Origin of the sequence: Hymenobacter endophyticus, assembly GCF_032464715.1 — a bacterium.
Taxonomy (GTDB): Bacteria; Bacteroidota; Bacteroidia; order Cytophagales; family Hymenobacteraceae; genus Hymenobacter; species Hymenobacter endophyticus.
In genome coordinates, this window is the sequence record NZ_JAWDJT010000001.1 from 157,953 (window position 1) to 184,044 (window position 26,092).

Annotated in this window: 24 protein-coding genes and 2 pseudogenes; 18 read left to right on the forward strand and 8 right to left on the reverse strand. The window is 59.5% G+C overall.

What is annotated here, in order from left to right:
• Positions 1–128: 128 nt before the first annotated feature.
• From ROI90_RS00630 to ROI90_RS00640, 3 genes are all read left to right on the forward strand, one after another.
• Positions 129–761 (forward strand): ABC transporter ATP-binding protein, encoded by a 633-nt coding sequence (locus tag ROI90_RS00630; protein WP_315996404.1) that lies wholly within the window; start codon positions 129–131, stop codon positions 759–761.
• Entirely contained in the window at positions 758–1,879 is a 1,122-nt protein-coding gene (locus ROI90_RS00635) for a hypothetical protein (RefSeq protein WP_315996405.1), read from the forward strand. The genes ROI90_RS00630 and ROI90_RS00635 overlap by 4 nt, the downstream gene beginning before the upstream one ends.
• Before the next feature lie 189 nt (positions 1,880–2,068).
• On the forward strand, positions 2,069–2,629 hold the full coding sequence (locus tag ROI90_RS00640) for a hypothetical protein (protein ID WP_315996406.1): 561 nt from the start codon (positions 2,069–2,071) through the stop codon (positions 2,627–2,629).
• A gap of 151 nt (positions 2,630–2,780) precedes the next feature.
• Here ROI90_RS00640 and ROI90_RS00645 read toward each other — a convergent pair whose 3' ends face one another.
• Positions 2,781–3,302: an NUDIX hydrolase gene (locus ROI90_RS00645; protein WP_315996407.1), complete on the reverse strand. Its 522-nt coding sequence runs from the start codon at positions 3,300–3,302 to the stop codon at positions 2,781–2,783.
• A 192-nt stretch (positions 3,303–3,494) separates the two neighbouring features.
• Here ROI90_RS00645 and ROI90_RS00650 point away from each other — a divergent pair, with 192 nt between their 5' ends.
• Positions 3,495–4,922, forward strand: a complete 1,428-nt coding sequence (locus ROI90_RS00650; protein ID WP_315996408.1) for a DEAD/DEAH box helicase — start codon at positions 3,495–3,497, stop codon at positions 4,920–4,922.
• A 158-nt stretch (positions 4,923–5,080) separates the two neighbouring features.
• The gene (locus tag ROI90_RS00655; RefSeq protein ID WP_315996409.1) at positions 5,081–5,554 is read left to right on the forward strand and encodes a hypothetical protein; all 474 of its coding nucleotides are present in this window, start codon (positions 5,081–5,083) and stop codon (positions 5,552–5,554) included.
• Between the two features lie 94 nt (positions 5,555–5,648).
• On the opposite strand, the gene ROI90_RS00660 is transcribed toward ROI90_RS00655, so the two are convergent.
• The 3 genes and pseudogenes from ROI90_RS00660 to ROI90_RS00665 all read right to left on the reverse strand — a co-directional run bounded on the left by ROI90_RS00660 (position 5,649) and on the right by ROI90_RS00665 (position 9,354).
• Positions 5,649–5,819 carry a hypothetical protein gene (locus ROI90_RS00660; RefSeq protein ID WP_315996410.1) on the reverse strand — a complete coding sequence of 57 codons (171 nt, stop codon included), beginning with the start codon at positions 5,817–5,819 and terminating at the stop codon, positions 5,649–5,651.
• Between the two features lie 1,145 nt (positions 5,820–6,964).
• Positions 6,965–7,132: pseudogene (locus ROI90_RS21165) on the reverse strand (helix-turn-helix transcriptional regulator); the annotation flags it as partial.
• A gap of 449 nt (positions 7,133–7,581) precedes the next feature.
• Positions 7,582–9,354 (reverse strand): L,D-transpeptidase family protein, encoded by a 1,773-nt coding sequence (locus ROI90_RS00665; RefSeq protein WP_315996411.1) that lies wholly within the window; start codon positions 9,352–9,354, stop codon positions 7,582–7,584.
• 262 nt (positions 9,355–9,616) lie between these two features.
• Between ROI90_RS00665 and ROI90_RS00670 the strand changes: the two genes are divergently transcribed.
• Together ROI90_RS00670 and ROI90_RS00675 are read left to right on the forward strand one after the other, a co-directional pair.
• Positions 9,617–11,443, forward strand: a complete 1,827-nt coding sequence (locus ROI90_RS00670) for a M1 family metallopeptidase (protein ID WP_315996412.1) — start codon at positions 9,617–9,619, stop codon at positions 11,441–11,443.
• Between the two features lie 192 nt (positions 11,444–11,635).
• The gene (locus ROI90_RS00675; protein WP_315996413.1) at positions 11,636–12,574 is read left to right on the forward strand and encodes a cyanophycinase; all 939 of its coding nucleotides are present in this window, start codon (positions 11,636–11,638) and stop codon (positions 12,572–12,574) included.
• Between the two features lie 172 nt (positions 12,575–12,746).
• On the opposite strand, the gene ROI90_RS00680 is transcribed toward ROI90_RS00675, so the two are convergent.
• A complete protein-coding gene (locus ROI90_RS00680) occupies positions 12,747–13,751 on the reverse strand; it encodes an isoaspartyl peptidase/L-asparaginase family protein (RefSeq protein WP_315996414.1) in 1,005 nt (334 codons plus the stop codon).
• A gap of 148 nt (positions 13,752–13,899) precedes the next feature.
• Here ROI90_RS00680 and ROI90_RS00685 point away from each other — a divergent pair, with 148 nt between their 5' ends.
• The 4 genes from ROI90_RS00685 to ROI90_RS00700 all read left to right on the forward strand — a co-directional run bounded on the left by ROI90_RS00685 (position 13,900) and on the right by ROI90_RS00700 (position 17,531).
• Positions 13,900–14,319 (forward strand): DUF3127 domain-containing protein, encoded by a 420-nt coding sequence (locus ROI90_RS00685; protein WP_315996415.1) that lies wholly within the window; start codon positions 13,900–13,902, stop codon positions 14,317–14,319.
• A gap of 178 nt (positions 14,320–14,497) precedes the next feature.
• Positions 14,498–15,823, forward strand: a complete 1,326-nt coding sequence (locus ROI90_RS00690; RefSeq protein ID WP_315996416.1) for a leucine-rich repeat-containing protein kinase family protein — start codon at positions 14,498–14,500, stop codon at positions 15,821–15,823.
• A gap of 103 nt (positions 15,824–15,926) precedes the next feature.
• Positions 15,927–16,802: an SDR family oxidoreductase gene (locus ROI90_RS00695; RefSeq protein ID WP_315996417.1), complete on the forward strand. Its 876-nt coding sequence runs from the start codon at positions 15,927–15,929 to the stop codon at positions 16,800–16,802.
• A gap of 99 nt (positions 16,803–16,901) precedes the next feature.
• The gene (locus ROI90_RS00700) at positions 16,902–17,531 is read left to right on the forward strand and encodes an AlbA family DNA-binding domain-containing protein (protein WP_315996418.1); all 630 of its coding nucleotides are present in this window, start codon (positions 16,902–16,904) and stop codon (positions 17,529–17,531) included.
• Here the strand turns inward: ROI90_RS00700 and ROI90_RS00705 are convergent.
• Positions 17,519–17,917, reverse strand: a complete 399-nt coding sequence (locus ROI90_RS00705; protein ID WP_315996419.1) for a VOC family protein — start codon at positions 17,915–17,917, stop codon at positions 17,519–17,521. The genes ROI90_RS00700 and ROI90_RS00705 overlap by 13 nt on opposite strands.
• Before the next feature lie 252 nt (positions 17,918–18,169).
• Positions 18,170–18,700 (reverse strand): DinB family protein, encoded by a 531-nt coding sequence (locus ROI90_RS00710; RefSeq protein WP_315996420.1) that lies wholly within the window; start codon positions 18,698–18,700, stop codon positions 18,170–18,172.
• Between the two features lie 115 nt (positions 18,701–18,815).
• Here ROI90_RS00710 and ROI90_RS00715 point away from each other — a divergent pair, with 115 nt between their 5' ends.
• The 6 genes and pseudogenes from ROI90_RS00715 (at position 18,816) to ROI90_RS00740 (ending at position 24,750) form a co-directional block, all read left to right on the forward strand.
• A complete protein-coding gene (locus tag ROI90_RS00715) occupies positions 18,816–19,133 on the forward strand; it encodes a hypothetical protein (RefSeq protein ID WP_315996421.1) in 318 nt (105 codons plus the stop codon).
• Positions 19,133–19,699 carry a YdcF family protein gene (locus tag ROI90_RS00720; protein ID WP_315996422.1) on the forward strand — a complete coding sequence of 189 codons (567 nt, stop codon included), beginning with the start codon at positions 19,133–19,135 and terminating at the stop codon, positions 19,697–19,699. Before ROI90_RS00715 ends, ROI90_RS00720 begins: the two co-directional genes overlap by 1 nt.
• Before the next feature lie 314 nt (positions 19,700–20,013).
• Positions 20,014–20,112, forward strand: a pseudogene (locus ROI90_RS21170) (YkvA family protein); the annotation flags it as partial.
• 355 nt (positions 20,113–20,467) lie between these two features.
• On the forward strand, positions 20,468–22,729 hold the full coding sequence (locus tag ROI90_RS00730; RefSeq protein WP_315996424.1) for a S46 family peptidase: 2,262 nt from the start codon (positions 20,468–20,470) through the stop codon (positions 22,727–22,729).
• Positions 22,730–22,870: 141 nt separating this feature from the next.
• The gene (locus tag ROI90_RS00735; protein WP_315996425.1) at positions 22,871–23,458 is read left to right on the forward strand and encodes a hypothetical protein; all 588 of its coding nucleotides are present in this window, start codon (positions 22,871–22,873) and stop codon (positions 23,456–23,458) included.
• Between the two features lie 32 nt (positions 23,459–23,490).
• Positions 23,491–24,750, forward strand: a complete 1,260-nt coding sequence (locus tag ROI90_RS00740; RefSeq protein WP_380228883.1) for a metal-dependent hydrolase family protein — start codon at positions 23,491–23,493, stop codon at positions 24,748–24,750.
• A gap of 100 nt (positions 24,751–24,850) precedes the next feature.
• Here the strand turns inward: ROI90_RS00740 and ROI90_RS00745 are convergent, their stop codons facing one another.
• On the reverse strand, positions 24,851–25,609 hold the full coding sequence (locus tag ROI90_RS00745) for a glycosyltransferase family 2 protein (RefSeq protein WP_315996426.1): 759 nt from the start codon (positions 25,607–25,609) through the stop codon (positions 24,851–24,853).
• Between the two features lie 100 nt (positions 25,610–25,709).
• On the opposite strand from ROI90_RS00745, the gene ROI90_RS00750 reads away from it, so the two are divergent.
• Positions 25,710–26,009: a hypothetical protein gene (locus tag ROI90_RS00750; protein WP_315996427.1), complete on the forward strand. Its 300-nt coding sequence runs from the start codon at positions 25,710–25,712 to the stop codon at positions 26,007–26,009.
• Positions 26,010–26,092: the final 83 nt, after the last annotated feature.

Sequence of the window (26,092 nt, forward strand, 5' to 3'; positions counted from 1 at the left end):
GAGTTGGCTTATAGATACGCCCTGGGGGGCACTGGAGGGCCACAACAATTGCCATACCGCGGCGTTACCGGCAAGCAAATGCCGCCGGTTGTTCCGGCCCCGACCTTCCCCACCCTGCTACCGTCTGCATGCTGGCATTTTACGAGTTCCACAAAGCCTACAACGGCCACACCATTCTGCGCCTGCCTGATTTTACCATCAACCCGGGCGTTTACTGGATTCGTGGCCATAACGGAGCGGGCAAAAGCACTTTCCTGAAGACGGTGGCCGGCATCCTGCCTTTCGAGGGAGATATTACCCTGGATAATCAGCTGACGCTCAAAAAGCACCCAACCGCCTACCGGAGCCGGGTAAATTTTGCGGAGGCAGAGCCGATATTTCCTGATTTTCTGACGGGTACCGAACTGATTCGCCTGTTCAAGTCGGCCAAGCAGGCCCCGGCCCAGCAGGAGGAGCAGTACGTGGAAAGCATGGGCATGGCCCCCTATGTATCAGACCCTATCAGCACGTATTCGAGCGGCATGCTCAAGAAGCTGGCCCTGGTACTGGCGTTTCTGGGCCGACCCCGCTGCATTCTGCTCGATGAGCCCCTGACCACGCTGGATGCCGACTCGCTGCCGGTGCTCTTTGCCTGGATTGCCGAGCAGCACCAGGCGGGTACTATGTTCCTGCTATCCTCGCACCAGGAACTGGAAAACGACCTGCTGCCCAACGTGCGGAAAATTGTGGTGGCCGGGGCTACGCTGCACCATACCGTATGAGTAGTGCCCACACCCGCGTACTCATCAAGGTGGTAGCCAAAGGCTTCTACCGGGCGCACACCGGCCTGCTCCTCTCCCTATTTATTCTGATTTTCAGCAACTTTTTCTATACCAACGTCCTCAACCAAACCCACCTCACGCCCGATCAAATCATTGAAACCGCCCTGAAGCTGGCCATATCCAGCGTCAGTGAGCCCCAGGGCGTGGCTATTTTTGCGGGGATAATGTGGGCGTACAGCGCCAAAACCTGGCAGTACGCCCGGGCCCGCCTGCAGGCCCCGGACGCGGCTTTTCTGTACTACAGCCTCAACGCCCTGCCTCAGCCCCGGCAGCTACGGGCCTGGGCCGCCGTGCAGCTTGCCATGTCGGTGCCGCTGCTGCTGATGGGGGCGTATGCCATGCTGGTAGGCGCGGCGTACGGGTACCGGCTGGTGCCGCTGCTCGTGCCGGCGTACCTGCTGGCCCTTACCGCGTATGGGGCCCAGGTTTATTTCCGCCTGACCAACAACCTGTACCCGGAGCCGACCTCCGCAACAAGCTCCCGGTGGCTGCGCGCCTGGCCCAAGCCCCTGTTCAGCCTGTTCCTGTTTGAGTTGCTAGGGCGGCAGCGCGTGGCATTTGTCGTGACCAAGGTAGCCGCGCTGGGCAGTATTGCCCTGCTTTTCGGCGTATTTCCCGGTGCTCATTCCGACCCACGGCTGCTGGGCGTGGTTGGGCTAAGCGTGGCCCTGATCCACGCGGTGCTGGTGTATCAGAGCCACGAGTTTGAGCTGACCTACCTGCGCTTCGCCCGCAACCTCCCGTACAGCAAAAACCAGCAATTTGGGCAGCAGCTGGCCCTGTACGGCTTACTGCTGCTGCCCGAAGCCCTGTACATCTTCGGTATTACCGCCCTCCCCCAGGCCCTGCTCGGGTTTTTGATGATGCTGGGCGTTACACTGCTGTTTAGGACCGTACTCTACCGTACGGGCCGCCGCACGAACCAGTACCTGCGGGTGGTATTCGGGCTGTTCATGGGGCTGCTGCTGCTCGGGCTGTTTGGGTACACGGCACCGCTGGCCATCGGCAGCCTGCTGGCCGCCTGGGGCCTGCACCTGCGCCACCGCCCCGCCGATTAGCTGCCCAGTACCTACGCCCTGACAACCAAGCCCTTCAGTATCTGACATCAGGGATTGGTCTGATCTGAACTACTTCCTGCCGCTTTCCCGTGGTCATTGGCCGAAACCTGCGGCCGCGGGCCGGGCATTCTGTATCTTTGTAGCCTCCAAAATTTGCCGTTATCTTAATTCGCCTTTTCACCTTCTCAGATGAAGAAACTTCTCCTCCTCGCCATTCTGGTGCTGAGCACACTGGCTGCCTCGGCCCAGTATATGCCTGGCAAGCCCCGTAAAAAATACACTTTCCCCAAAAAGGACGAGGAAAGCCCCTACGTGCTGAACGTCACCAAAAACACAGATGAGGACGCCGAGGTAGACGCCTGCGTAACCCGCGTGGCCTACCGCCCCTACAGCATGCTGCTCATGGAAATCAACGAGCTGAAGCGCATGAACAATTGGGCCGATACCACCTACCAGCGCCGCTTTACCCAGCTGCCCGCCGGGGGCCAGCTCACCGTGACCATGTACCGCCGGGGCGCACCCAACGCCGACCCGGCCTATCTGAGTCTGGTAGCCAAGGATAAGGAAGGTAAGGAGGTGCTGAACGTACCGGGTCTGACGGCCGGCAATGGCCGCTTCTGGAACCGGGACTTATACATGAGCAAGCGCACTATACCATTTGTTAAAGTCGAAGCCCCCCAGGATATCACCCTGGTTATCAATGATGCTAAAACCAAGCAGAACTTCGAATACATCATCAAAGCGGAGTAACAAACCAGCACAACCAAATGTAAAAACGCCTTGGCTCCGGTGGGAACCAAGGCGTTTTTTTGTGTGCGGCGCAGGGCCTGGCTCATTTGCACTGCTCCCCCGCTACAAGTGCGGGCTCTGCCCTATGGTTGCTGCTCCTGATGCGGGAACCTTACTGTGTGGCTTCCCGCAGGCGGGCCCACTGCACGGCAATAATGGTTTTGGCATCCTCGAAGGCCGCTTGCCACAGCTCCTCGGCCCGGAATAGCACGGCCTCGATTTTCTCGTTTTCCTCGGCCAGGCCTCCTCCTTGCCCCGACTGCTGGCTGACCTCGGCGTAGAACACGGTTATGACCTCGGCGCTGGTGCCGGGCGAGGGCAGCATGCGGGTGATGAGTTCCAGCCGGTCTACGTCGTAGCCCAGTTCCTCGTGTATTTCGCGGCGAATGGCGGCCTGGGGCTCCTCCTCCCCGTCAATCATGCCAGCGGCCAGCTCCACAATTTCGTCCTCGGGCCCAATACGGTACTGGCGCGTGAGAACGTACTGCTGGGTGCCGGTGTGATACACCAGGGCGGCCACGGCCTTGCCCGGCTCAAACCGTTCCCGCCGGAGCACATCGGGGCCATCCTGCACTTGCAGCTGGCTGAGTTTGTAATGCCCATCGTAGGCTATTCGTCGGTCGATAACGTGCATAATGCGGTAGTAAGTGGGAGAAGAAGCGAAAGGTAGGGAGTTGCCGTATACGGTGCCCAGAAGCCCGGCGCTTTGCTGAGAGAACAGTTTTTCGCCTCGGAAAGCGGCTTCCAATTAAAAACCCGACCTTTGCGGGCTCTTCTATAGCAGTATCATCTCCGCGGCCCGAGCGGCCCGGCTTTTTCCCCCTCGATGTCGTTCGACGAACTCAACCTGATTGAGCCCATCCTGAGTGCTTTGCACGAGGAAGGCTACGTTACCCCCACGCCTATCCAGCAGCAGGCCATTCCACAGGTGCTGGAAGGCCACGATTTGCTGGGCATTGCCCAGACCGGCACCGGCAAAACGGCCGCCTTTACGGTTCCCATTCTTCAGATTCTGCACCAGACGGCCCAGGTAGAGCGCCACGCGCCCGGCCGCATTCGTTGCCTGGTGCTCACGCCTACCCGCGAGCTGGCCATTCAGATTGGGGAAAGTTTCCGGGCCTATGGCCGCCACCTGCCTAAGCTACGCTCCACCGTTATTTTTGGGGGCGTAGGCCAGCACCCGCAGGTGCAGGCCCTCAAGCGCGGCGTCGAAGTGCTCATTGCCACGCCCGGCCGCCTGCTCGACCTCATGAACCAGGGCTTTATCGACCTGCGCAACATTGAGGTGTTTGTGCTGGACGAGGCCGACCGGATGCTGGACATGGGCTTTATCCACGATATCAAGCGGATTCTGCCCAAGCTGCCCAAGCAGCGCCAGACGCTGTTTTTCTCGGCTACCATGCCCGGCCAGATTCAGGAGCTGGCCAACAGCATCCTGCGCCCCAACCCGGTGAAAGTGACCGTGACGCCCGTGTCGAGCACGGCCGATACCGTGACCCAGGCCGTGTACATGGTGGAGAAAAACGACAAGCCCGACCTGCTGGAGCACGTACTTAAGGACAAAGCCATCCGGCGGGTGCTGGTGTTCACGCGCACCAAGCACGGGGCCGATAAAGTGGTCCGGACCCTGGAGAAAGCCAACATCAAGGCCGAAGCCATCCACGGCAATAAGTCGCAGAACCACCGGCAGCGCGCCCTGAGCAACTTCAAGGCGGGCGCTACCCGCGTACTGGTGGCTACCGATATTGCCGCCCGGGGCATTGACGTGGACGAGCTGACGCACGTAGTAAACTACGAAATTCCCAACGAGCCCGAAACCTACGTGCACCGCATCGGCCGCACCGGCCGCGCCGGTGCCGATGGCATGGCCCTGTCCTTCTGCGACGACGAAGAACGGGCTTACCTGCAGGATATCCAGAAGCTGATTCGGCGGCAGATACCCGTCATTGAGGACCACCCCTACTTCTCTTCCGCCGTGGCACCGGTCCCTCTATCGGGTGGCCCCGCCATTAAGCGGCCCAAGGGCCCGGCAGGCCGTCCGGCCCGCCCCGGCCGGGGGCAACAAGGTGGCGGCGAGGGTGGCCGCCGCGAGGCAGGCGGGCAAGCCCGCTCGTCTGAACGCTCCGCAGCTTCCGGTAGCCGGGAAGGCCAGCGCAGTAATTCAGCGGGCGGTCAGTCAGGCGGAGGGCGCCCGGCGGGCGGCACTGACGCTACTGGCCGAAGCGGCCGGCGGCCCTTTCGGGGTAACCGATAGGCCTTAGCTCTTATTCTTCTTTCTCCAACGCGGCGCAGCTACTTATATAGCTGCGCCGCGTTGGTGTAACGGCGGTAAGCTTAATAGGCTGGCAATGAAACAAAAGCCGGGGTTTGTGGCTTTATGGGAGGTAAGTGACACCCATTATTCCCTCTTCTATGGCCCACTCCACTCTTCCCGTCATTCAGGCCCTGCGTACCACGGCGCAACGGCTAGCCACGGAAGCTCCGTACGAATGGGGCCACATGGGCAGCTGCAACTGCGGGCACCTGGCCCAAACCGTTACGGCCCTGCCCAAGGGCGAAATTCACGCCCGCGCCATGCAGCGCTACGGCGACTGGGACCAGCAGCTGCGCGACTATTGCCCCACCAGCGGTTTGCCTATTGATGAGACTATCGATGCCATGCTGGCCCTAGGCTTCAGCCGCCAGGACCTGGCCCACCTGGAGCGACTTTCCGACCCTTTTATTCGGGCGGCCATTCCGTTTGAGCGCCGCAATGCGCTGCGTCACAACCAGCGCGATGATGTGGTGCTCTACCTGCGGACTTGGGCCTCTTTGCTCGAAGTTGAATTGGTAGACAAGCTCCCTCTGCCTGACTTCACCCCGGCCCGGCTGGTTGAGACGGTGTAGAGGCTGGTTGAGAATAGCAGCACGCACAAAAGCCCCGTCGGTTTGCACCGGCGGGGCTTTTTCGTATGATGGCTTCTACCAGAAGCTAGTAAGCCTAGTAGTTCACGTCGCTGCGCTGCGCTTCCCGGTACCCCTCAGGGCGGTGGCTGCGCTTATAGGCGGCATCAGCGTTGGGGTCTTTCTCCGCGTCGGGAGCTTGCGAGCAGGACGACAGAAACAGCGAGGCGCCAGCGGCGAACAGAAAGAGCAGACGGAAATTTTTCATGACCCAAAGGTACGCACCGCCTCCAAACGGGGCAAGCATTTACGGCGGGCTTATCCTCACTAACCACCTTTCTACAAAATAACATTTGTATCACATAGCTATACCAGCAGTTGGCAACCCGCCCCTATTTACAATCATGCACTCTTACTCTCCGCTACAGAAGATTCCATGTGCCTTCTTGATGAGAATTGCATCTGTAAATAGGTTACGTATAGCTCGCAGTGCTGTGTATTTCTGCTGACTTACCCTTGCCGCTTGCCGACCCTGCACCTCTTACCTATAATGCTATAATCACCCTGTAAGGAGCAACAAATGAATTATATCTTTTTGATGATGCCTGCACGTCAAAATATTTAGCATAGCAAGCGGGTTTAAGGCTCTAGCTTGCAGGATATATATTGATTTCAACAAATATAATCCAATGCATATAACACGACAGACTGGCCAACTACATAATCATTCATCAACACTTGATATCAACCTCAATTATTATTTGACTTACAGATAGTTACGAATTCATATAACGCAATACTAATAATCATCTTAGCATTGCCTGCATTAGTATAAATACTATTGTAAGCACCTTAAATCAACAGTCATAAACAAGCAGTATATAGGGCGCTCAACCTTGCCTAAAATTCGCAGATGTGAGACCTGACAAATTGCACTCCGCAGCTATGCATCAGCTTGGAATGGAGCCTCTTTGTTGCCTACTCGGGCTGATAGTCTGAAAAGGTACCGTCTTGGTAGAAGATGACGATACGGCGAATGCGCTTGCCCGGCTCAGCCAGGCTTTTAGCAAGCATAGCGTCAGGAGACGGGGCCGCAGCCTTGCCTGTATGGCTGGCCTCCGTACCGGCTAGGGAGGAAGGGCTACCGGATTCCGCTGCTACTGGAGCCGCGGGGGAGGATATTGCAAGCGGCGGTACCTCTGCCTGCAAGGGCAGTTCTGCCAGTAGTTGCTCCGGAACCCTTGCTGAAGGTTCTGGAGTCTCCATACGAGCCAATTTAGCGGGCTCAGGAGCCTCTACGGCTACGGGCGGGCTAGGAAGAGAGGGCGCAGCTTCACGCTTGGCAGGAACAGCGGCTTTAATAGTGGGCTCCGCCTCTCGCATTCCGCCAGTACCGGTGAGCAACCAAGTGGTCGATAGGTTTGGAAAGGCTGAGAGAATTTTCTGCACCACCTCCAGGCTAGGCTTGTTGCGCCCACTAAGAATATGGCTTATAACTGGCCGTGATACGCCAATAACATCTGCAAATTGGGTAGAAGACAGCTGTTGCTCTGACAACAGCAACCGTATCCGGTCAAGCATGAGGGGTAGAAATGGATTTACAAATGTAAGAATAATACTGAAGCCGCATGTCGTACCTTTGCGTGGTTAACAAATGACACTAACGGTTTACATAGGTTACATATGTATTGAACACCAAATACAGTTTACACATGTTAATACATTTGTAAATAACCGGCCGCCTGGACTTACTCCTTTAGGTATGCAGCTCTGGATGGTTCATAAGGCTTGGCGGATATTATATCAATGGCCGTTGCACTCTCTGCCTAGCCCACTATCCTGACTGGTTGATCATCCTCAGCTAGCTTGCCAGCGCGCCTGCGGTAGAGAGCCAAACTCAAGTATTGTATATAAAGCTATATTCCAGACGGGGCGCGTACCTGATACGGGCGCATAAAAAAGCGCCCCCGCCAACCGGCAGAACCGGGGCGGGGGCGGCTATAATAGGGCGGAAGTTGGCCGCTAGCTACCTAATTAAAATACTCTTTGGCCAGCGCTTTGTCGTGTCCGTAGATGTCGTCGCGGAAGTGTATTTTGCCCGCGTCGTCTACCCAGGTGGTGAAGTATACCAAGTACACGGGTAGCTTCTCGGGTAGGGTTACATACTTCTCCCGGCGCCCCGCAATGGTATCCATAATAGCGGTCCGGTCCCAGCCTGGCTTATCACGCAGCAGGTATTCGGCCAACTTAATAGGCTCGGCTACCCGCACGCAACCATGGCTGAAGCCGCGCTTGGTCTGGCTGAACAGCTCGTCGTGAGGGGTGTCGTGCAGGTAAATATCGTTAGAGTTGGGGAAGATAAACTTCACGTCGCCGAGGTCGTTTTTGGGACCGGGCCGGCGGCGCAGGGTGTACTTCCACGTCTTGGGAGTCAGGTTGGCCCAGTCAACCGAGGACGGATCGATGGGCGTGGCCTTGGCACCCCACCCCTTCACAACTTCCATATCCAGACGGTCAAGGGTGGCCTGGGGGTTAGCGGCCAGCTTCGGACGAAGCTCTTTGTCGATGATGCTGTAGGGCACATTCCAGTAGGGAGCCAACACCACGAACTCCATTTTGTCGCTGAAAACCGGCGTTGCGTTCAGCGTTTTTCCCACAATCACGGGCATCGTGAAAACCTCTTTGTTGTCTTCCACTACGTGCAGCGTGTACTCCGGAATGTTCACCAACAGGTAGCTGGCCTCAAATTTTTTCGGAATCCAGCGCCAACGCTCCATGTTCAGCATGATCTGGTCGATTCGCTGATTAACCGGAATATTGAGTAGCCGCAGGGTTTCGCCCGCTACAATACCGTCGGGCTTCAGGCCATTATCAGTTTGAAATTCCTTTACTGCTGCCACCAACTCGGAGTCATATTTTACGGCTGCCGGGGCAGCGGTGGCTGGCTGGCCAGGCTTGTTGGATACGGCTACAGCCGGAGTAGCGGTGGCGGCCGTAGCCGTTGGAGCAGCTGCATCCTGGCCTAGCAAGCGGGCCCGTAAAGCAGCCACAGCCGGCGAAGCGTCCCCTGGTTTCAGGCGGGTACCGGCCGGCAGCGTCGCCCATCCCCCATTGCGCTGAATGGTCCGGTAGCCCGACAGTGCCTTGCGCAGGCGGTCATACTCTGGGTGCAGGGGTTCAAAATCGTAGTAGCCATAGGTGCTTTCCCGCTCCTTAAGAATGGTCATGAGCGCCTTGTGCAGCTTGATTTTGTTGCGCTTGATGTTCCAGTCGATGGCCTTCACCGCGCGCGGATCAACCGTACCCCGGTAAAAATCAGAGGCATAGTTGAAGTACGTGCCCGATAGAGCCACGTCAATCTCCTTTTCCAGGGTATTACGGCGGGTTGAGTCACCTTGGGCAGCCTCCAGGTCACTGAAGAGCTTATCGAAGTCCTTGGTTTTGTATTCTTTCGGATCTAACCCTTCATCGGCGGCTTTGTTGATGACGCCGAGCAGGGTGCGGGCCTGGGGCACTAGCTCGTGGTTACGGAACCAGCCAAGGCGGAAGTCTCGCTCCCGGTAAAATTTCTTGGCCCACTCCGTCTGATCTTTGAACTTGGGCTCGGCGGCCATGTACTTTATAATGTACACGCTGTCGAGCTTGGGCTGGGCACCGCCGGCTTTAGTGAGGCCGTCGGGCAGGGCGTCTTTCAGCTGCGCCTTCTGATCCTGACTGCAGGACACCGCCGAGGTGCACAGCAGCAGGCCCAGCAGCCAGCAGCAGAAGGTGGTAAAAAAAGTAGGACGGTGGGGTGCGTGCATGAGAGAGAAAAGGCAGGAATGTAACATCAGTACGCTAACCGCCGGTTCCGGAGGAGTTACGGCAGTCAGGGCGTTGTACTGAATTCGGTAGTGCGGAGTTGTCGCGCTGCCTGTTCCGGCCAAAGGGCGCAAGTTAGAGCTTTTGCCTTCACCTTTGTTTATCTGCCGGCGCTACTTTTCCCGTATTGCTAGCAGTGCCCGGGCAGCCCCCTTTCTACGCTTGGGTGGGGGCCAGCTGTTTTCCTCCTCCTTCCAATCCCTAATGCCTCATCCCCCACTTCCTACCGACCCACACAGTTGCGCCCGCCCCCAGGAGGTCAGCGTGCATCATCTGGCTCTGGAACTGACCGTAGATTTTGCCGCCCGCGTGCTGCGAGGCATGGCTACCTGGCAGCTCACTCACTCAGCCCCTACTGCCACCGAGCTGGTACTCGACACCCGGGGCCTGCACATTGAGCGGGTAACGGTGAATGATTCCCCGGAAGGTGTTGCGTTTACACTCGGCCCCGAGGATCCAGTTTTGGGCCGGGCACTACACATTCCGCTCACTCCCGCCGCCACTGCCGTCAGCATCCACTACCAGACGGCACCCGCGGCGGCAGCATTGCAATGGCTCGGCCCCGAGCAAACGGCCGGCCGCCAGCATCCTTTTCTCTTCACCCAGTCCCAGGCCATTCTGGCCCGCACCTGGCTACCCTGCCAGGACTCGCCCGGGGTACGCTTCACCTACGAGGCCCGGGTACAGGTGCCCCCGCATTTGCTGGCGCTGATGAGTGCCGAGAACCCGCAGGAGCGTAGTGCCACCGGCCAATACCACTTCCGGATGCAGCAGCCCATACCGGCCTACCTGATGGCACTGGCTGTGGGCGACGTGCAATTTCAGGCGCTTAGCCCCCGCACCGGCGTGTACGCCGAGCCGGCCACCCTGCCCGTGGCGGCTACTGAGTTTGAAGATCTGGAAAACATGGTGGCCGCCGCCGAGGACCTGTACGGCCCCTACCGCTGGGAGCGGTACGACTTGCTGGTGCTGCCTCCCTCCTTCCCGTTCGGGGGAATGGAAAATCCCCGGTTAACTTTTGTAACCCCCACTATTCTGGCCGGTGATAAAAGTCTGACCAGCCTGGTAGCCCACGAATTGGCTCATTCCTGGAGCGGCAACTTGGTTACCAACGCCACCTGGAACGACTTCTGGCTGAATGAGGGCTTCACGGTGTACTTTGAGCGACGCATCATGGAGCGCCTTTACGGCCGCCCCTACGCCGATATGCTGCAGGTGCTCGGCCATACATCCCTGCACCACACCTTACAGGAGCTGGGTCCTGAAAGCCCCGATACCCACCTGCACCTCAATCTGGCCGGCCGCGACCCGGACGAGGGCCTCAATGACATTGCCTACGAAAAGGGAGACTATCTGCTTCTAACTTTGGAGCACCTAGTGGGCCGTCCGGTCCTCGACACTTTTATAAAGGAGTATTTCGCGCGGCACAGCTTCCGGAGCATGGATACCGCCGCGTTTGTGCAGTATCTGCGCCAGGAGTTGCTCAGCCATTACCCGGGCCTAGAGGAAAAGCTGCAACTGGATGCCTGGATATACGGGCCCGGTATTCCGGCCATAGCTCCGCCGGTTTCGTCGGAGCGGTTTGCGGCGGTAGACGCGGCCGTGCACAGCTGGCAAGGGGGCACTCCGGCGGCGGAGTTGACTACTCTCGGCTGGAGCAGCCACGAGTGGGTGCACTTCCTGCACGGGCTACCGGCCAGGTTACCGAAGGCACGGCTGGCCGAGTTGGATGCCGCCTTCGGGTTTACCAATTCCGGCAACTCCGAAATTCTGGCGGCGTGGTTTCCGCTCACCATTGCCGCCAGCTACACTCCCGCCGACGAGGCTCTGCACCAATTTCTGACGCGGGTAGGCCGGCGCAAATTTCTGACCCCACTCTACCGGGCCCTGCTGGCCACAGCTGGCGGCCCGGAGCGGGCCCAGTCTATTTACGCGCAGGCCCGCCCAAATTATCACGCCGTTGCCTCCGTTACCTTTGATGCTCTGTTGGGCCGCCCTACCGAACAGACTGGTGCAACCAGGAGCCAATAGCCTACTTTTATGGCTCTGCTGCTTCCCTAAGCTACTGTTGTGCTTGCGGTGAGCGGCGTCTAATCGTTCATTTTTTACGTTCACGAGAACGAGGCGTGGCCCGAAGCTTGCTTCTACTGCCCGATTGTACGCCGTCGGCCCCGGCACCCCAACTGGGCCGCCGCGTTTCTTGTGTCTAAGTTTATTTTCGCCTTGAAAAATCAAAAACCGCTCGGTAAGCTCATTGCTATTGGAGGCAACGAGGACAAGGGCACCTACCCCAACCCCCGCACCAAAAAGAAGTACTACCTCAATTTTTTTGAGCTGGGCATTCTGAAGCGTGTCATTCTGGAATCGGGCAAGGAGGACCCGCAGATTGAGGTGATTACCACGGCCTCTATGATTCCGGAGGAAGTAGCGCGCATTTATCTGTCTTCGTTCACCATGCTTAACTGCAATAATGTGAACATCATGGATATCCGCACCCGCGAAGATGCCCTGCAGCCTCAGTACGTGGAGCGCCTGCGCCGCGCCGATATTGTGATGTTTTCGGGGGGAAATCAGTCCCGCCTCACCGATATGTTCGGCAACACCGAGTTTTTGGCTACGCTCACCCAGCGCTACCACGAAACGCCCAACTTTATTATTGCCGGCACTTCAGCCGGAGCCGTAGCCATGTCTAAAACCATGGTGAAGGGCGGCAGCGTGCCGGATGCGCTGATGAAGGGAGCCGTGAAAATGGGCACTGGCCTGGGCTTTCTCGACAACGTGGTCATTGACTCCCACTTCGTGAAGCGGGGCCGCTTTGGCCGCCTGCTGGAAGCAGTGGCCCTGCACCCCAAGCTTATCGGCATCGGGTTGGGCGAGGATACGGGCGTGCTCATCACCGAGGGCAACCAGTTGGAGGCCATCGGCTCCAACCTGGTCATCATCATGGACGGGCACAAGCTGGAACACAACAATGCCGCTGCTGCCAAAAAGGGAGAGGCCATATCTATCGAGAACATGCTGCTGCATGTGCTGGTAAAGGGCAACCTCTACGATGTAACCCAGCGGGAATTCTACCCGGATTTCAAGCTGCGCCAGCAGGCCGCCGAATCGGAGCGCCTTACGGCGGGCAAGAGTGCTAACGCCCCGGCACCAGCAGGATAGTAAGTTTTAACCAAATGCAAAAAAGCCCTTATTCTTGCTGAATAAGGGCTTTTGTCGTTTATCCAAATGCTGTAGGACTGGCTAAAAATGCCGCTAGCAATTTGCTGCGCCTACTCCTTATATATACAGCTACCAAAACTGCAGGTATTGGCCCAAGCTCCACGTTCAGGTATTAGCCTTTATAAATGGCTACCCAAGGGTTGTTGTCAGCGGAAGTTTGCCAGGCCCGGTACATGCCCTCAGAATTGAAAGGCAGGGCCACATTGCCGGCGGCATCTACGGCTACTAAGCCCCCCTCCCCACCTATCGGGGCCAGTTTATCGTGCACCACTATGCGGCAGGCTTCGGCCAGGCTCAGGCCCCGATATTCCATCAGGCAGCTGATATCATGGGCCACCACGGCCCGCAGGAAAAACTCGCCGTGCCCGGTGCAGCTGATAGCGCAGGTGCGGTTATCGGCAAAGGTGCCGCTGCCGATGATGGGCGAGTCGCCGATGCGGGAGAACTGCTTGTTGGTCATGCCGCCGGTGCTGGTGGCGGCGGCCAGGTTGCCTTGCTGGTCTAGGGCTACGGCCCCTACCGTGCCCATTTTCTTTTTAGGGTCTTCGTGCGTAGGGTTGGGGAAGGCGGCGGGCTCAGCTACGGGCGCTGCCGTTTCGGGGTGCAGAGTTTCGGAGTGGTCGAGGCGCATGCGTCCTTCCTGCAGGGCCTCCTGCAACTGGTCGTAGCGCTGCTGGGTGAAAAAGTACTCCTGCGGTTGGGTGGGCAGGCCGTGCAGGCGAGCCAGCTCATCGGCCCCGGGCCAGGCCAGCAGCACATGTTCTGTTTTCTCCATCACCAGGCGGGCGGCCCGGATGGGGTTTTGCACGGTGCGGGCTCCGGCCACGGCTCCGGCCGCCCGGTTGCGGCCATCCATAATGGCGGCATCCATTTCGTGGTGGCCATCGTGAGTGAATACCGCGCCCCGGCCGGCATTAAACAACGGGCAGTCCTCAAGGCTGCGCACGGCTTGCTCCACGGCATCCAGCGCGGCCCCACCCTGCCGGAGCACGCCGTAGCCAGTTTCCAGTGCGGCCTGCAGCGCCTGGCGGTACGCGTGTTCTTTTTCGGGGGTCATGAGGGCGGGCGAGATGGTGCCGGCCCCGCCGTGCAGGGCCAGAGCGAAGGGAGCAGTCATGGGCAAAAAAAGTTGGTGGGTGGGCAAAAACGCAAGGTAAAGGTAGTCAGGCAACGGGCTGGAAATGGCCTAACCCGACAGGAACGAACCGCGTTTTTTTTCGTAGGTTTGGTTTACTGTTTTCAACTCCCCAACATATTTCATTCTTATGGCTTACGAAGCTACCGGCCGCCTGCACGAAATTTTCGACGAACAGCAGGTGAGCGAAAAATTCCGCAAGCGCGAGTTCGTGCTGGAGGTCGTAGACGGCCAGTATCCCGAGCATATCAAGTTCCAGCTGGTGCAGGACAAGACGGCCCTCATCGACTCCTACAAAATTGGCGACGAGGTAAAAATCTCCTTTAACCTGCGGGGTCGGGGGTTCAACAAAAACGGCCAGATGCTGTACTTCACCAACCTGGAGGCCTGGCGCATTGAGTCGGCCGCAGGCGGTGCCTCGGCTCCCCAAGGTGGTGGCTTCCAGCAGCAGGCTCCCCGGGCTGCTGCCCCCGCCCAGAACTCCAACCCCAATCTGCGCGCTTCGGCCGCTCCCATTGCTTCGGACGACGACAACGACCTGCCTTTCTAAGCTTAAAAAAGCTGCTGGCTGAGAGCTATTAGCTGTCAGCTTTTCGGCAGTCTTGCCTCTTAAAAGCCGCTTCCGTATGTCGGAAGCGGCTTTTTTTAGTTGCTAGTTAGCAGTTTTCAGTTATGAGCACTCAGCCGATGACTACTAACTAACAACGAGCACCGAACAACCCAGATACATGCATACGCTGCAACAACTCCGCGCCGGCGAACTGGCCGGGGCTACCCGCCTCGACCTGCGCGAGGGGCTATCCGAATTTCCCCGGGAAATTTTCGAGCTGGCTGATACGCTGGAAATCCTCAACCTCTCGGGCAACGCTCTGCGGGCTCTGCCGGCTGATTTGCCTCGCCTACGTAAGCTGCGGATTCTGTTCTGCTCCGAAAACCAGTTTACGGAAGTACCGTCCGTGCTGGGTCAATGCCCGGAGTTGAGCATGGTAGGTTTCAAGGCCAACCAGATTCACACCCTGCCCGGCGAGGCACTGCCGCCCCGGCTTCGCTGGCTGATTCTGACGGATAATCAGCTCACGGCACTTCCTGCGGAAATTGGCCGCTGCAGGGAGCTGCAGAAGCTGATGCTGGCCGGCAACCAGCTGCGGGAATTGCCGCCGGAGCTCGGCCAGTGCCACCAACTGGAACTGCTGCGCCTGGCGGCCAATCAGCTTACTGCCTTGCCTGGCTGGCTGCTGCGGCTGCCCCGCCTGAGTTGGCTGGCCTACGCTGGCAACCCGTTCGCGGTGGCATTTGAAGAAGCCGCATTGGCCCTATCCCCCATCCGGGAGATTAGCTGGGATGAAATTGAACTACAGCATGTGCTGGGCGAAGGAGCTTCGGGTATAATTTCTCAGGCCACTTGGCAAACCACGCCGGTAGCGGTGAAGCTGTTTAAAGGTGCCGTCACCAGCGACGGTTTGCCGCATAGCGAAATGGTGGCCTGCATTCGGGCTGGCACTCACCCCCACCTGATTCCGGTATTGGGCAAAGTGGTGCGGCACCCGACTAATGCCGAGGGCTTGGTACTGGAGCTCATCAGCCCGGAGTTCGGCAACCTGGCCGGGCCGCCCAGCTTCAGCACCTGCACCCGCGACGTGTACGGGGCGGACACCACTTTCAGCTTGGCCACCGTAGTGCGCATTACCCAGGGTATTGCCGCAGCTACGGCCCATTTGCACAGCCGGGGAATTTTGCACGGCGACTTGTACGCACACAATATCCTGGTTGCCGCAGATGGTGGCAGCTTGCTGGGTGATTTTGGGGCCGCGGGTTTCTTTAACCCAGCTTCGTCAGCGGCGGCAATGCTGCAACGTTTGGAAGTACGGGCCTTTGGCTGCCTGCTGGAAGAGTTGTTGGATCTGTGTTCGGAGGCTACACCCGACAACCCAACTGCTCAGTACCTGCGGGGGTGGCAGCAGCACTGCTTGCTGCCTTTACCAGAAGCGCGGCCGCTGTTTTCGGACATCAACCAGGCCCTGCAAGCCCTGCCGCTCCAGAGCAGTAATAGCTAACCTTCCGGGTCGGTGCTACGTCTCTATAGACCATAGTACGCGGCCGGTGTAGTGGTACTTTACCGCTGCTTCACTTTTCCTCTTGCCAAACCTATTTTTCTGTATGACAACCGTTTCTGTGCTGCCGCTGGCCGGAAAAACTGCCTTGATAACGGGAGCCACCAGCGGCATTGGGCTGGTAACGGCGCGGGAGCTGGCCCGGCGCGGGGCCCGGGTAGTGCTGGTGGGCCGCGACGCCGACAAAGCCGCCCGGGCTCAACAGGCTATTCAGCTGGCGGCCGGCCCCGAGGCGCTGGTGCACGTGAAGTGCTTTGACTTATCGTTGCTGCGGAACGTGCACCGCCTTGCCGGCGAGATGCACCAGGAATTTGAGAAACTGGATATCCTGATCAATAACGCCGGCATCATGCCCGGACATTTCGCCCTTACCGATGAAGGCCACGAGTTGTGCTGGGCTACCAACCACCTGGCTCCGTATGCCCTCACCAACCTGCTGCTGCCCCTGCTGGATGCGGCCGGCCGGGCCCGGGTGGTTACGGTATCGTCGGTGGCGCACTGGGTGGGCGAGATTGAACCCGACCGGAACGTGCGCAACTCCCCCGACAACTACAGCTGGCTCACGGCCTACGCCGACTCCAAGCTGGCGAATATTCTGTTTACCAAGGAGCTGGCCCACCGCCTTGATCTTACGGGCATCACCGCCAACTGCCTGCACCCCGGCCTGGTGGATACCGGCCTGATGCGCCCCGATACCTCGGCCGTAATGAAGGCCTTGTGGTGGATGGCCCGTCCCGCCATGACCTCGCCGGAACTGGGCGCGCAAACCACTCTGCACCTAGCCACCTCGCCCGAAGTAGCCAACCAGAGTGGGCGGTATTTTGCTAACTCCAAGCCGGCACGCTGCTCGGGCCGGGCCAGCAGCGCCCAGGAAGCCAGCCGCCTCTGGCGCATTTCGGCCGAGGAAACCGGGGTGGAATAAAAGAAAAGTAGGAGAGGAAAAAATATCCGCGTTTACGTAGGCCCATTGGGCGGCGTATCTGCTTTGACGTTTATCTTTTTCTCTTTGACTTTACTACCCATGACCGAGCTACTGGAGCTGATTAAACAGGGGGAAGGGGAGCGGCTGGAGTTCAAGCAGCGCACTACCCACCCTACCCGTATTGCCCGCACGCTCTCGTCGTTGGCCAACACCCATGGCGGGCGGGTGCTGGTGGGCGTGGACGACAACGGCCGCGTGCTGGGGGTGCGCGACGTGGAGGAAGAACTGTTCCAGCTCCGCCAAGCCGCCCAACACTACATAGACCCACCTATTCGGCTCCGGTTTCAGGAGGTGGAAGCCGACAATGGCCGGGCCGTGCTTATCGTAACCGTGCCGGAAAGCCCCGACAAACCCCACCGCGCCCAAATTGCCGACGGCCAGTGGCAGGCCTATGTGCGGGTGCGCGACGAAAGTGTGCTGGCCAGCTCCCTCACCGAGAAGGTACTAAAGCACCAGGAGCCAACGTCCCAGTTTGAGCGCCTCCCCCTGAACAAAGAGGAATTGGCGGTGCTGGACTACTTACAGAAAAACCCACGCATTACGCTGCCGCAGTACATGAAGCTGCTCAACATCGGGCAGCGCCGGGCCTACCGCACCCTCATCAAGCTCACGCTTCACGGCTATATCAAGCACCACGACAAGCAGAAGGAGGTGTATTACACCCTCTGAGCCGGCTCCAGCAAATCCCAAAGATTACCGTATAAATCAGCGAATACCAACACGTTACCATAGGGCTCCTGCCTGGGTGGCCGGACGATGCGCACACCCTGGCTTAGGAGGCGGGTATGGTCGCGGGCGAGGTCATCGGTATAGAGGAACAGGGCCACGCGGCCGCCGGTCTGGTTACCGACTGCCGCTTGCTGAGCAGGCGTGGCAGCCTTGGCCAGCAACAGCTCTGGTCCGCTAGTACCCGGCGGAGCCACCCGCACCCAGCGCTTTTCCAGGCTCAGCGGCGTATCCTCCAGCAGCATAAACCCCAGCTTCTCCGTGTAGAAGCTGATAGCCGCATCATAGTCAGTCACAACCAGGGTAATGAGGGCAATACGCTGGGGCATATTGAATGGCTTAAACCAGGAAAAAGGCTCGCCTTTGCTGGCGAGCCTTCCACTATTTAGTCTTGCTGACGAGCTTTCAGGGCTTTTTTCTCGTCTTTAGCGGCCTTTTTTTCCTTGGTGGTTTTGGCCGGCTCTTTCTTTTTCTCTTTACGGGCGTCTTGTGCTTTTGCCATGATGTGTAGTGTGGGCTGAAGGGTGAATCGGAAGAAATTTAACGTGCCGCTGGTGCTGGGTGTTGTGCCGCGCTCCGGATTATTGCAGGCCCGGCAGGTACCGCTCCCGCAGCAGGTTGAGGTGGTGCGCCTCGTGGCCGGGCAGGATGTAGGCCAGGGCCCGCACGCTTACCGGCTGCCCGCTGGCCGTACCCTGCCGGGCTACCGCTTCGGCCGTAAACGCCTCCAGCAGACTCAGCGTAGCCGCCCGCACCGCGTCATACTCCGCCAGAATACCGGCAAAGCTGCGGGAATCGGCTCCGGAAACGGGCACGTAGTCATCCTGCTCAAAGCCAGGCAGCGGCGTGGTGTCGCCCCGTCCGATGCGCAGGGCCCGGTAGGCGAAAATGCGTTCTGTATCCAGCATGTGCACCAGGTTTTCCTTGATGCTCCATTTGCCCGGCGCGTACCGGAATGTGCCCTGCTCCTCGGTGAGGCCGGCCAGCAGCTGGCGCAGCTCCCGGGGCTGGCGGCGCAGAGCCTCCAGCGGGTCGCCGGCAATAAGCTTCACGTAGGTATGATAGTAGGGGGCGTACTCGATAGCGGCGGGTGGGGTAAGAAGGGGGCTCATGGCGGCGAATGTAGCGGAATCCGGATAACTTTAGCCTGGGCCGATGGCCCGGTGCGACAAGCCCACCGCTCCGGCCTTCAGCACTACGACTACCTCCCTACTTTTCTCATCCGCTATGTCCTTACTGCGCAAGCCGGTACCCGACTGGGTGTTGTGGGTGCTGGCCTTCCTCGTACCACTTCAATTGTTCGCCTACGTCAATCTGGAAGTCAGCTATAAGTACGAGGTAGATATTGCCGAAACGCTGGTGGAAGTCAATCCGCCCACGGCTAGGCCCAAGGAACTGGTGCAACAGCAGCTGCGCGAACGGGGCCGGGAAATTCGGTGGGCTCAGCGTCGCAGTCTGCTGTACGCGGCCCTGGCCGCTGGCACGGCCGTGGGGCTGGCCCTGCGCAACCACCGCCTGCAAGCCACCTCAACCACTACAAGCTGATGCGCCGGCTCCTGCTTCGCTGGCTGGGGGGCCTGCTGCTAGCCGTGCTGCTGGGGGCCGGAGGCATTGCCTGGACGGGCCTCACTGCCCGCCCCCAACCCGCCGACTGCCTGGTGGTACTCGGCAACACAGTAAACCCCGACGGCACCCTCTCTCCTCGCCTGCGGGCCCGTCTGGCTGAAGCACTGCGCCTGTACCGGGCCGGCCTCAGCCCCCGGATTTTCGTGAGCGGCGGGCTGGGGCGGGAAGGTCATTACGAGGGCACCGCCATGCGGCGCTACCTGCTAAGCCGGGGCGTACCAGCTAAGGTCATTCTGGTGGATAACGCCGGCAATAACACCGAGGCCACGGCCCGCAACTTTGCTACGCTGGCCCGGGCACGCCACCTGAGGTCAGCTGTGGTAGTGTCGCAGTTCTTTCACCTGCCGCGTACGCAACTGCTACTGCGCCGGCAGGGCGTGGCCACGGTATCAGCTTCGGCAGCAGACTATTGGGAGCTGCGCGACGCCTACGCCCTGCTGCGCGAGGTGCCGGCCTACGCCAAAGCATGGCATTTCTCAGGCTAACCCTGTAACGCCGCCTGCGGGGCCCGCGTACACGGCCCCACAACCTCATCTGTTCCCATATGGCTTCTCTTGTCGAAAAAGGTCTTTCGATTTCTAAAAACGCGCTGTTCAGCGTCTTTCTTAACCGCGCCGGTAAGCTGCTGGGCCGCCCCTTCAAGGTGGTAATGGTGCTCAATGAAGTAGCCAACAAGCTGGCCAGCAAGGACAGCGGCGACAACAAGTTCAAGCAGGTATTTGATGTGGGCCGTACGCTGGTGCGGTTGGTGCGCAACTATATCAGCGGCGAGTACCGGCAAATTGACACCGGCACCATCGTATCGGCGCTGGGCGTACTGCTCTACACTCTTTCTCCCGTCGATTTGGTGCCCGATTTTATCCCGGTTGTGGGCTTTCTGGATGATTTAGCGCTTATCAGCTGGTTTATTGAGAAATTCCAGGGTGAAATCACGCGCTTCCGGGAGTGGGAAGCTACCCATGCCGCCCAGGAAACCGACGATATCCCGGCTGCTTCCCGCAACCTGAAAGCCTCCAATACGAACACCCAAAACACGCCCGCTGTGGCGGAGTTGGGACATTCGTAAGTCACAGCTTTTTCAGATTGCGCGGATTATTCAGATTCGTTCTATAACGCCCGGCCGGCTTTGGCCGGGCGTTGTGCGTTGTGCGGCACGGCGAGCCAGTGCGCTGCCCAGCACAAAACCCGATTGCAAGCAGCCGAAGCCGTACTTTTGCGTCTTTCCGACCACCTCCACCCCTTTCACTTCCAGAATGACGATTCGTACCCGGCTGGCGCTGCTGGCTTTCACCCTGCTTTCGGCCCTGCCCGCGGCCCGCGCCGACGAGGGTATGTGGCTGCCCCTGCTGCTCAAGCAGCTCAACGAGGCCGACATGCAGAAAAAAGGCCTCAAGCTCACCGCTGAGCAGATTTACTCCATCAACCAGGGCAGCCTCAAAGATGCCATTGTGCAGTTTGGCGGCGGCTGTACCGGCGAGATTATCTCGGACCAGGGTCTGCTGCTGACCAACCACCACTGCGGCTACGGCCAGATTCAGAGCCATTCCTCGGTGGAGAAAGACTACCTCACCAAGGGCTACTGGGCTATGGACCGCAGCCAGGAGCTGCCCAACCCCGGCCTCACGGCCACCTTCATTGTGCGCATGGAGGATGTAACCAGCCAGGTGCTGGCCGGCGTGCCCACCACGGGCATTGCCGAGGCCGACCGGGAGAAACTGGTGCAGACTAATGTGCAGCGCGTGGCCCAGGCCTCCGTGCAAGGCACCGGCTACCAGGCTTTCGTGCGGCCCATGTTCAACGGCAACGAGTACTACCTGTTCGTGACGGAGGTGTTCCAGGATATCCGGCTGGTGGGCGCGCCCCCGAGCAGCATCGGCAAATTCGGCGGCGACACCGACAACTGGGCCTGGCCCCGCCACACCGGCGACTTCAGCATCTTCCGCATCTACGCCGGCCCCGACAACAAGCCCGCCCCCTACTCCCCCGACAACAAGCCCTTCAAGCCCCGCCACCACCTGCCCATTTCCCTGGGCGGCGTGCAGCCCGGCGACTTTACTATGGTGTTCGGCTTTCCCGGTCGCACCAACGAGTACCTCACCAGCTGGGGCGTGGAGGAAACCTACGCCCTCTCGGACCCGGCCAAAATTCGTATTCGGGAAGCCAAGCTGAAAGTGCTGGACGCCGATATGAAGGCTTCCGATAAAGTGCGGATTCAGTACGCGGCCAAGTACGCCAGCATTGCCAACTACTGGAAAAAGTGGATTGGCGAGGTGCGCGGGCTGAAAAAGCTGGATGCCGTGCGCGTGAAGCAGCAGCAGGAAGTGCAGTTTCAGAAGTGGGCGGAAAGCGGCGACGAAGCCCGCCGGGCCACTTTCGCCACCCTGCTGCCCGACTTGCAGCGCACCTACGCCACCGCCCGCGACTACACCCTGGCCCGCGACTACGTGACCGAGGCCGCCCTGGGCGTGGAACTCATCACCTACGCCAACAGCCTGCTGCCCTTGCTGGAAATGGTGGATAAGAAAGCTCCTGCCGCCGAGCTGGCCGCTGCCGTAGAGAAGGCTAAAAAAGGCACCCCCGGCTTCTTCCGCAACTACAACGCCCCCACCGACCAGAAAGTAGCGGCCCAGCTGCTGCCGCTGTACGCCACCGGCACTCCGGCCCGCCTGCTGCCCGCCTACGTGAGCAACCTGCAAAAGCAGTACGCCGCCCAGGGCGGCTGGAACACCTACGCCGCCCAGCTGTTCAGCAAATCCCGCCTCACTTCGCAGGAGTCGGCGCTGGCGGTGCTGGATGAGGTGGCCCAGGGCAAGGCCGATGCGCTGCGCCAGGACCCCGCCGCCCAGTTGGCCTCGGCCATCATCGGCAACTACCGCACGGCCATCCTGCCCACCTACACTGCTGCCACCGACCAGATTGCCCTGCTCCAGCGCACCTACGTGGCCGGCCTGCGCCTGCAGCAGCCCGAGCGCAAGTTCTACCCCGATGCCAACTCCACCCTGCGCCTCGCCTACGGCCAGGTAGCCGGCTACCAGCCCGCCGACGGCACGAAGTACGACTTCTACACCACCCTCGACGGCATCATGGAAAAGGCCGACCCCACCAACCCCGAGTTTGAAGTGCCCGCCCGCCTCGCCGAGCTGTACAAGAACAAGGATTTCGGCCCCTACGCCTACAAAGGCTCGGTGCCGGTGGCCTTCATTGCTACCAACCATACGACAGGTGGTAACAGCGGCTCCCCCGTCATCAACGGCCGCGGAGAGCTGATTGGCACTAACTTCGACCGGAACTGGGAAGGCACCATGTCCGATATCATGTTTGACCCCGACCGGGTGCGCAACATCACCCTCGACGTGCGCTACATGCTGTTTGTGGTGGATAAATTCGCCGGGGCCGGCCATCTGGTGAAGGAAATGACCCTGGTAGGCAGCGCCGACGATGCCACTCCGGCCGGCAACGGCAAGAAGCTGGAGAAAATCAAGGTAAAGCGCAAGCCCGCCAAGGAAAAGGCGTAATTTGCCATACTTGACTTACAAAGGAAACGCCCGCCGGAAATGTATCTTTCGGCGGGCGTTTCCTTTGTACTTGCGACGCAAATACATGATGTAATACCCAAAGAATCCGAGCAGTCATCCATATTTTTATCCCCAATCCGTATGCAGAAATACGCTATTATTTCTCTCCTGCTCACACTACCAGCATTTACTGCGGCAGGTCAAAAAATTATGGTTACGGGAGGATATGCGCGTGTGGGCGAGGACTCCTTCACTGGCGCACCGGCCGCCGGATTGGTAGCTACTCTTCCGGTCGGTCGATTCCTAACGGGTGGAGTAGGATTTGTGGCGGGACGAAATCGGCAGCAGTATCAGGACTTCATCCCCGGTTTCATGGGCGTTGGCGGGCGCACCATCACCCAATATCATAATCACCTCTACTCACTGTATGGGTTTATTGGAGGCCGCGTTCAGGTTGGACCGCGTGTAGAAGCCGTTTTGGGCCCAAGTGCCGGATTGTATCTGGTGGGGGCTCGTGAATGGTCTGATGAAGTACGGGCGGGCTTTGGACTATGGTCGGGGCTAACGTACCAACGAATACAAGGAAGCCGCTTTAATCTGGAGCTTCTGTTCCATCCGCGTATGTTGTCGCACAATGCGCCCGTAGAAGATGCAGATTTTCGGTTCGATGGTCAGCGTTTATTCGTCTGGGAGGCTGGTGTAGGCATATCCTACAACCTACGGAAGTAACCTGGGCTTGATTTTCACTTCTGCTTCCTCCTGTGCTACGCTCTTTGTTTTTTAGCAGCTGGCTGCTACTGACTGGCTCATTCACCTCGTTCGCTCAAACTGCCCCGTCCGCTTTGCTGCTGCGCCCCGCTGCCGTGTTCGACGGCGAAACCCTGCACCTAGGCTGGACGGTACTCACGGAAGGCAATAAGATAAAAGCCGTGGGCCCCGCTGCCCAAATCCACCCCCCGGCTGGGGCACGCACCCTGGAGCTGCCGGGCCTCATCGAGGGCCATAGCCACCTGCTGCTGCACCCCTACAACGAAACTCCCTGGAACGACCAGGTGCTGCTGGAATCGGAAGCGTTGCGGGTGGCCCGGGCCACGGTGCACGCTCGCCAAACGCTGGAAGCCGGCTTCACCACCGCCCGCGACCTGGGCACCGAAGGCGCGGGCTACGCCGATGTGGGCCTGAAACAAGCCATTGAGCAGGGCCTGATTCCGGGCCCGCGCCTGCTGGTAGCTACCCGGGCATTGGTGGCCACGGGCAGCTACGGCCCCAAGCTTTCCGTGGATGTAGACGTGCCTCAGGGTGCCCAGGAAGCCGACGGTACCGACAGCATTATTCGGGCAGTGCGGGAGCAGATGGGCAGAGGGGCCGACATTATCAAAGTGTACGCCGACTACCGCTGGGGCCCCAACGAGCCCAGCCGCCCCACCTTCAGCCAGGAAGAGCTGAACCTCATCGTGCAAACGGCCCGCAGTGCCGGCCGCCCCGTGGTGGTCCACGCCAGCACGCCCGAAGGCATGCGCCGGGCCACCTTGGCCGGCGTGCAGACCATCGAGCACGGCGACGGGGGCACGCTGGAAGTATTTAAGCTGATGAAGCAGCGCGGCGTAGCCCTCTGCCCCACCGTAGCCGCCGGCGACGCCATTTCCCGCTATAGGGGCTGGCAACCCGGCACCGCACCCGAGCCGGAGCGCATCCGCCAGAAGCGGGAAAGCATGCGCCTGGCCCTGCAAAGCGGTGTAGAACTGGCCGTGGGCGGCGACGTAGGGGTTTTCCAGCACGGCGACAACCTACGCGAAGCCGAGCAACTGGTTCAGAACTACGGCCTCAGCCCTCTCCAGGTACTGCGCGGCCTCACCGCCACCAACGCCCGCCTCTTCCAACTCCCCGACCGGGGCCGCCTCCAACCCGGCCTCCTCGCCGACCTCATAGCCGTGCCCGGAAACCCAACTCAGGACATCAAAGCCCTGCGGCAAGTGCGACTGGTAGTGAAGGGCGGCGTAATCGTGAAAGAACAACCGTAAAATGCGTCATTCCGAGCGAAGCGAGGAATCTGGGTTTCCCATTCAGCGGGTTGACCCAGATTCCTCGCTTCGCTCGGAATGACATGCTTTAGTAATGGATTTACGGCCGCTCAATACCCATCTGCTGCAGCTGCTCGGCGTAATTGTCGTAGATAATGCGCAGGTCCTGGGCGTGGTGGTCAGCATCCACGCCGATGCTGACGTTGCTGGTGTGGAAGCGGTGCAGGTGGCTGATGTGGGGGCAGATGACGGGCAGGTGCCCGGCCAGCAGAAACCGCACGTACAGGTCTAGGTCCTCGGCCATTTTGATGTTTTCGTCGTAGCCTCCTACCGCATCAAACAGCTCCCGGCTGTAGCATACGTTGCCCTGAATAAAGTGCTCGGCCCGGAAAATAGCTTGTAGCATAGCCCGGGGCGAATCGAACTGCCAGGCGTAATAATCCTCATTTGGCAAATAGCGCCGGTCCTGGTCTACGCGCAGGAAATCGGCTACCAGCCAGGGCCGGCCGGGATGGCGCTGAATCTGGTCGGCATAGTGGAACAGGGCGCGCTGCAGCAGCAGGTCGTCGTCATCAAGGGGGACAATCCAAGTGTCGGCGGGAGCGTCTTTCCGAATGAGCAGGTTGCGGGCCGGGCCGGCTTTTAGTAGCGTGGGTTGGGTGCGCACGCGCAGGCCAGGCCCAGCCTCTGGCGCCGCTTCGCGCAACCACTGGGCGGTATCGTCGGTGCTGGCGTTTTCACAAATCAGGTGTTCAAAAGAGAAATCCAGCGGGGCCGAAACGCTGGCCCGCACGCTGGCCACGGCCTCGGGCAAATAGTCGCGGCGGTTGTGGGTTGGGGTAATAACGGTAAAATGCATACCCTCCTATTCTGCCACTGGCTTAAAAAAGTTACGGCCGAGCTTGCGCCTCAACCCTGCGGCGGCCCCGCCCGTTAGTGGCAGGGAAGCCGCTGCACCTATGGCCAAATTTGTTGTTACCCTGCGCCTGCCCGATGTATTCGATGATGCTTTTATGGCCCTCATCCCGCGGCACCGTGCCTTTATTAACCGCCTCATCGAAGAGGATATTATTGAGGCCTACGCCATTAGCGCCGACCGTACCCGCGGCTGGGTTACGATGAACGGGCAGACTGCCGAAGCCATCCGGACGGTAGTGGAGCAGTTTCCCCTGTTCCGTTTTCTACTCGGCATTGAGGTAGATGAGCTATTTGTATTTGATAGCAAAGCCAGCCGCTTCCCGGCTATCAGCCTGAATTAATTAGGCACGATAGTCGCTCTGGCGGCCCGTCAGTTGCTGGGTCGTGCCCGAGCCGCGCGGTTGCGTCGGCCCGGCACTTTCCC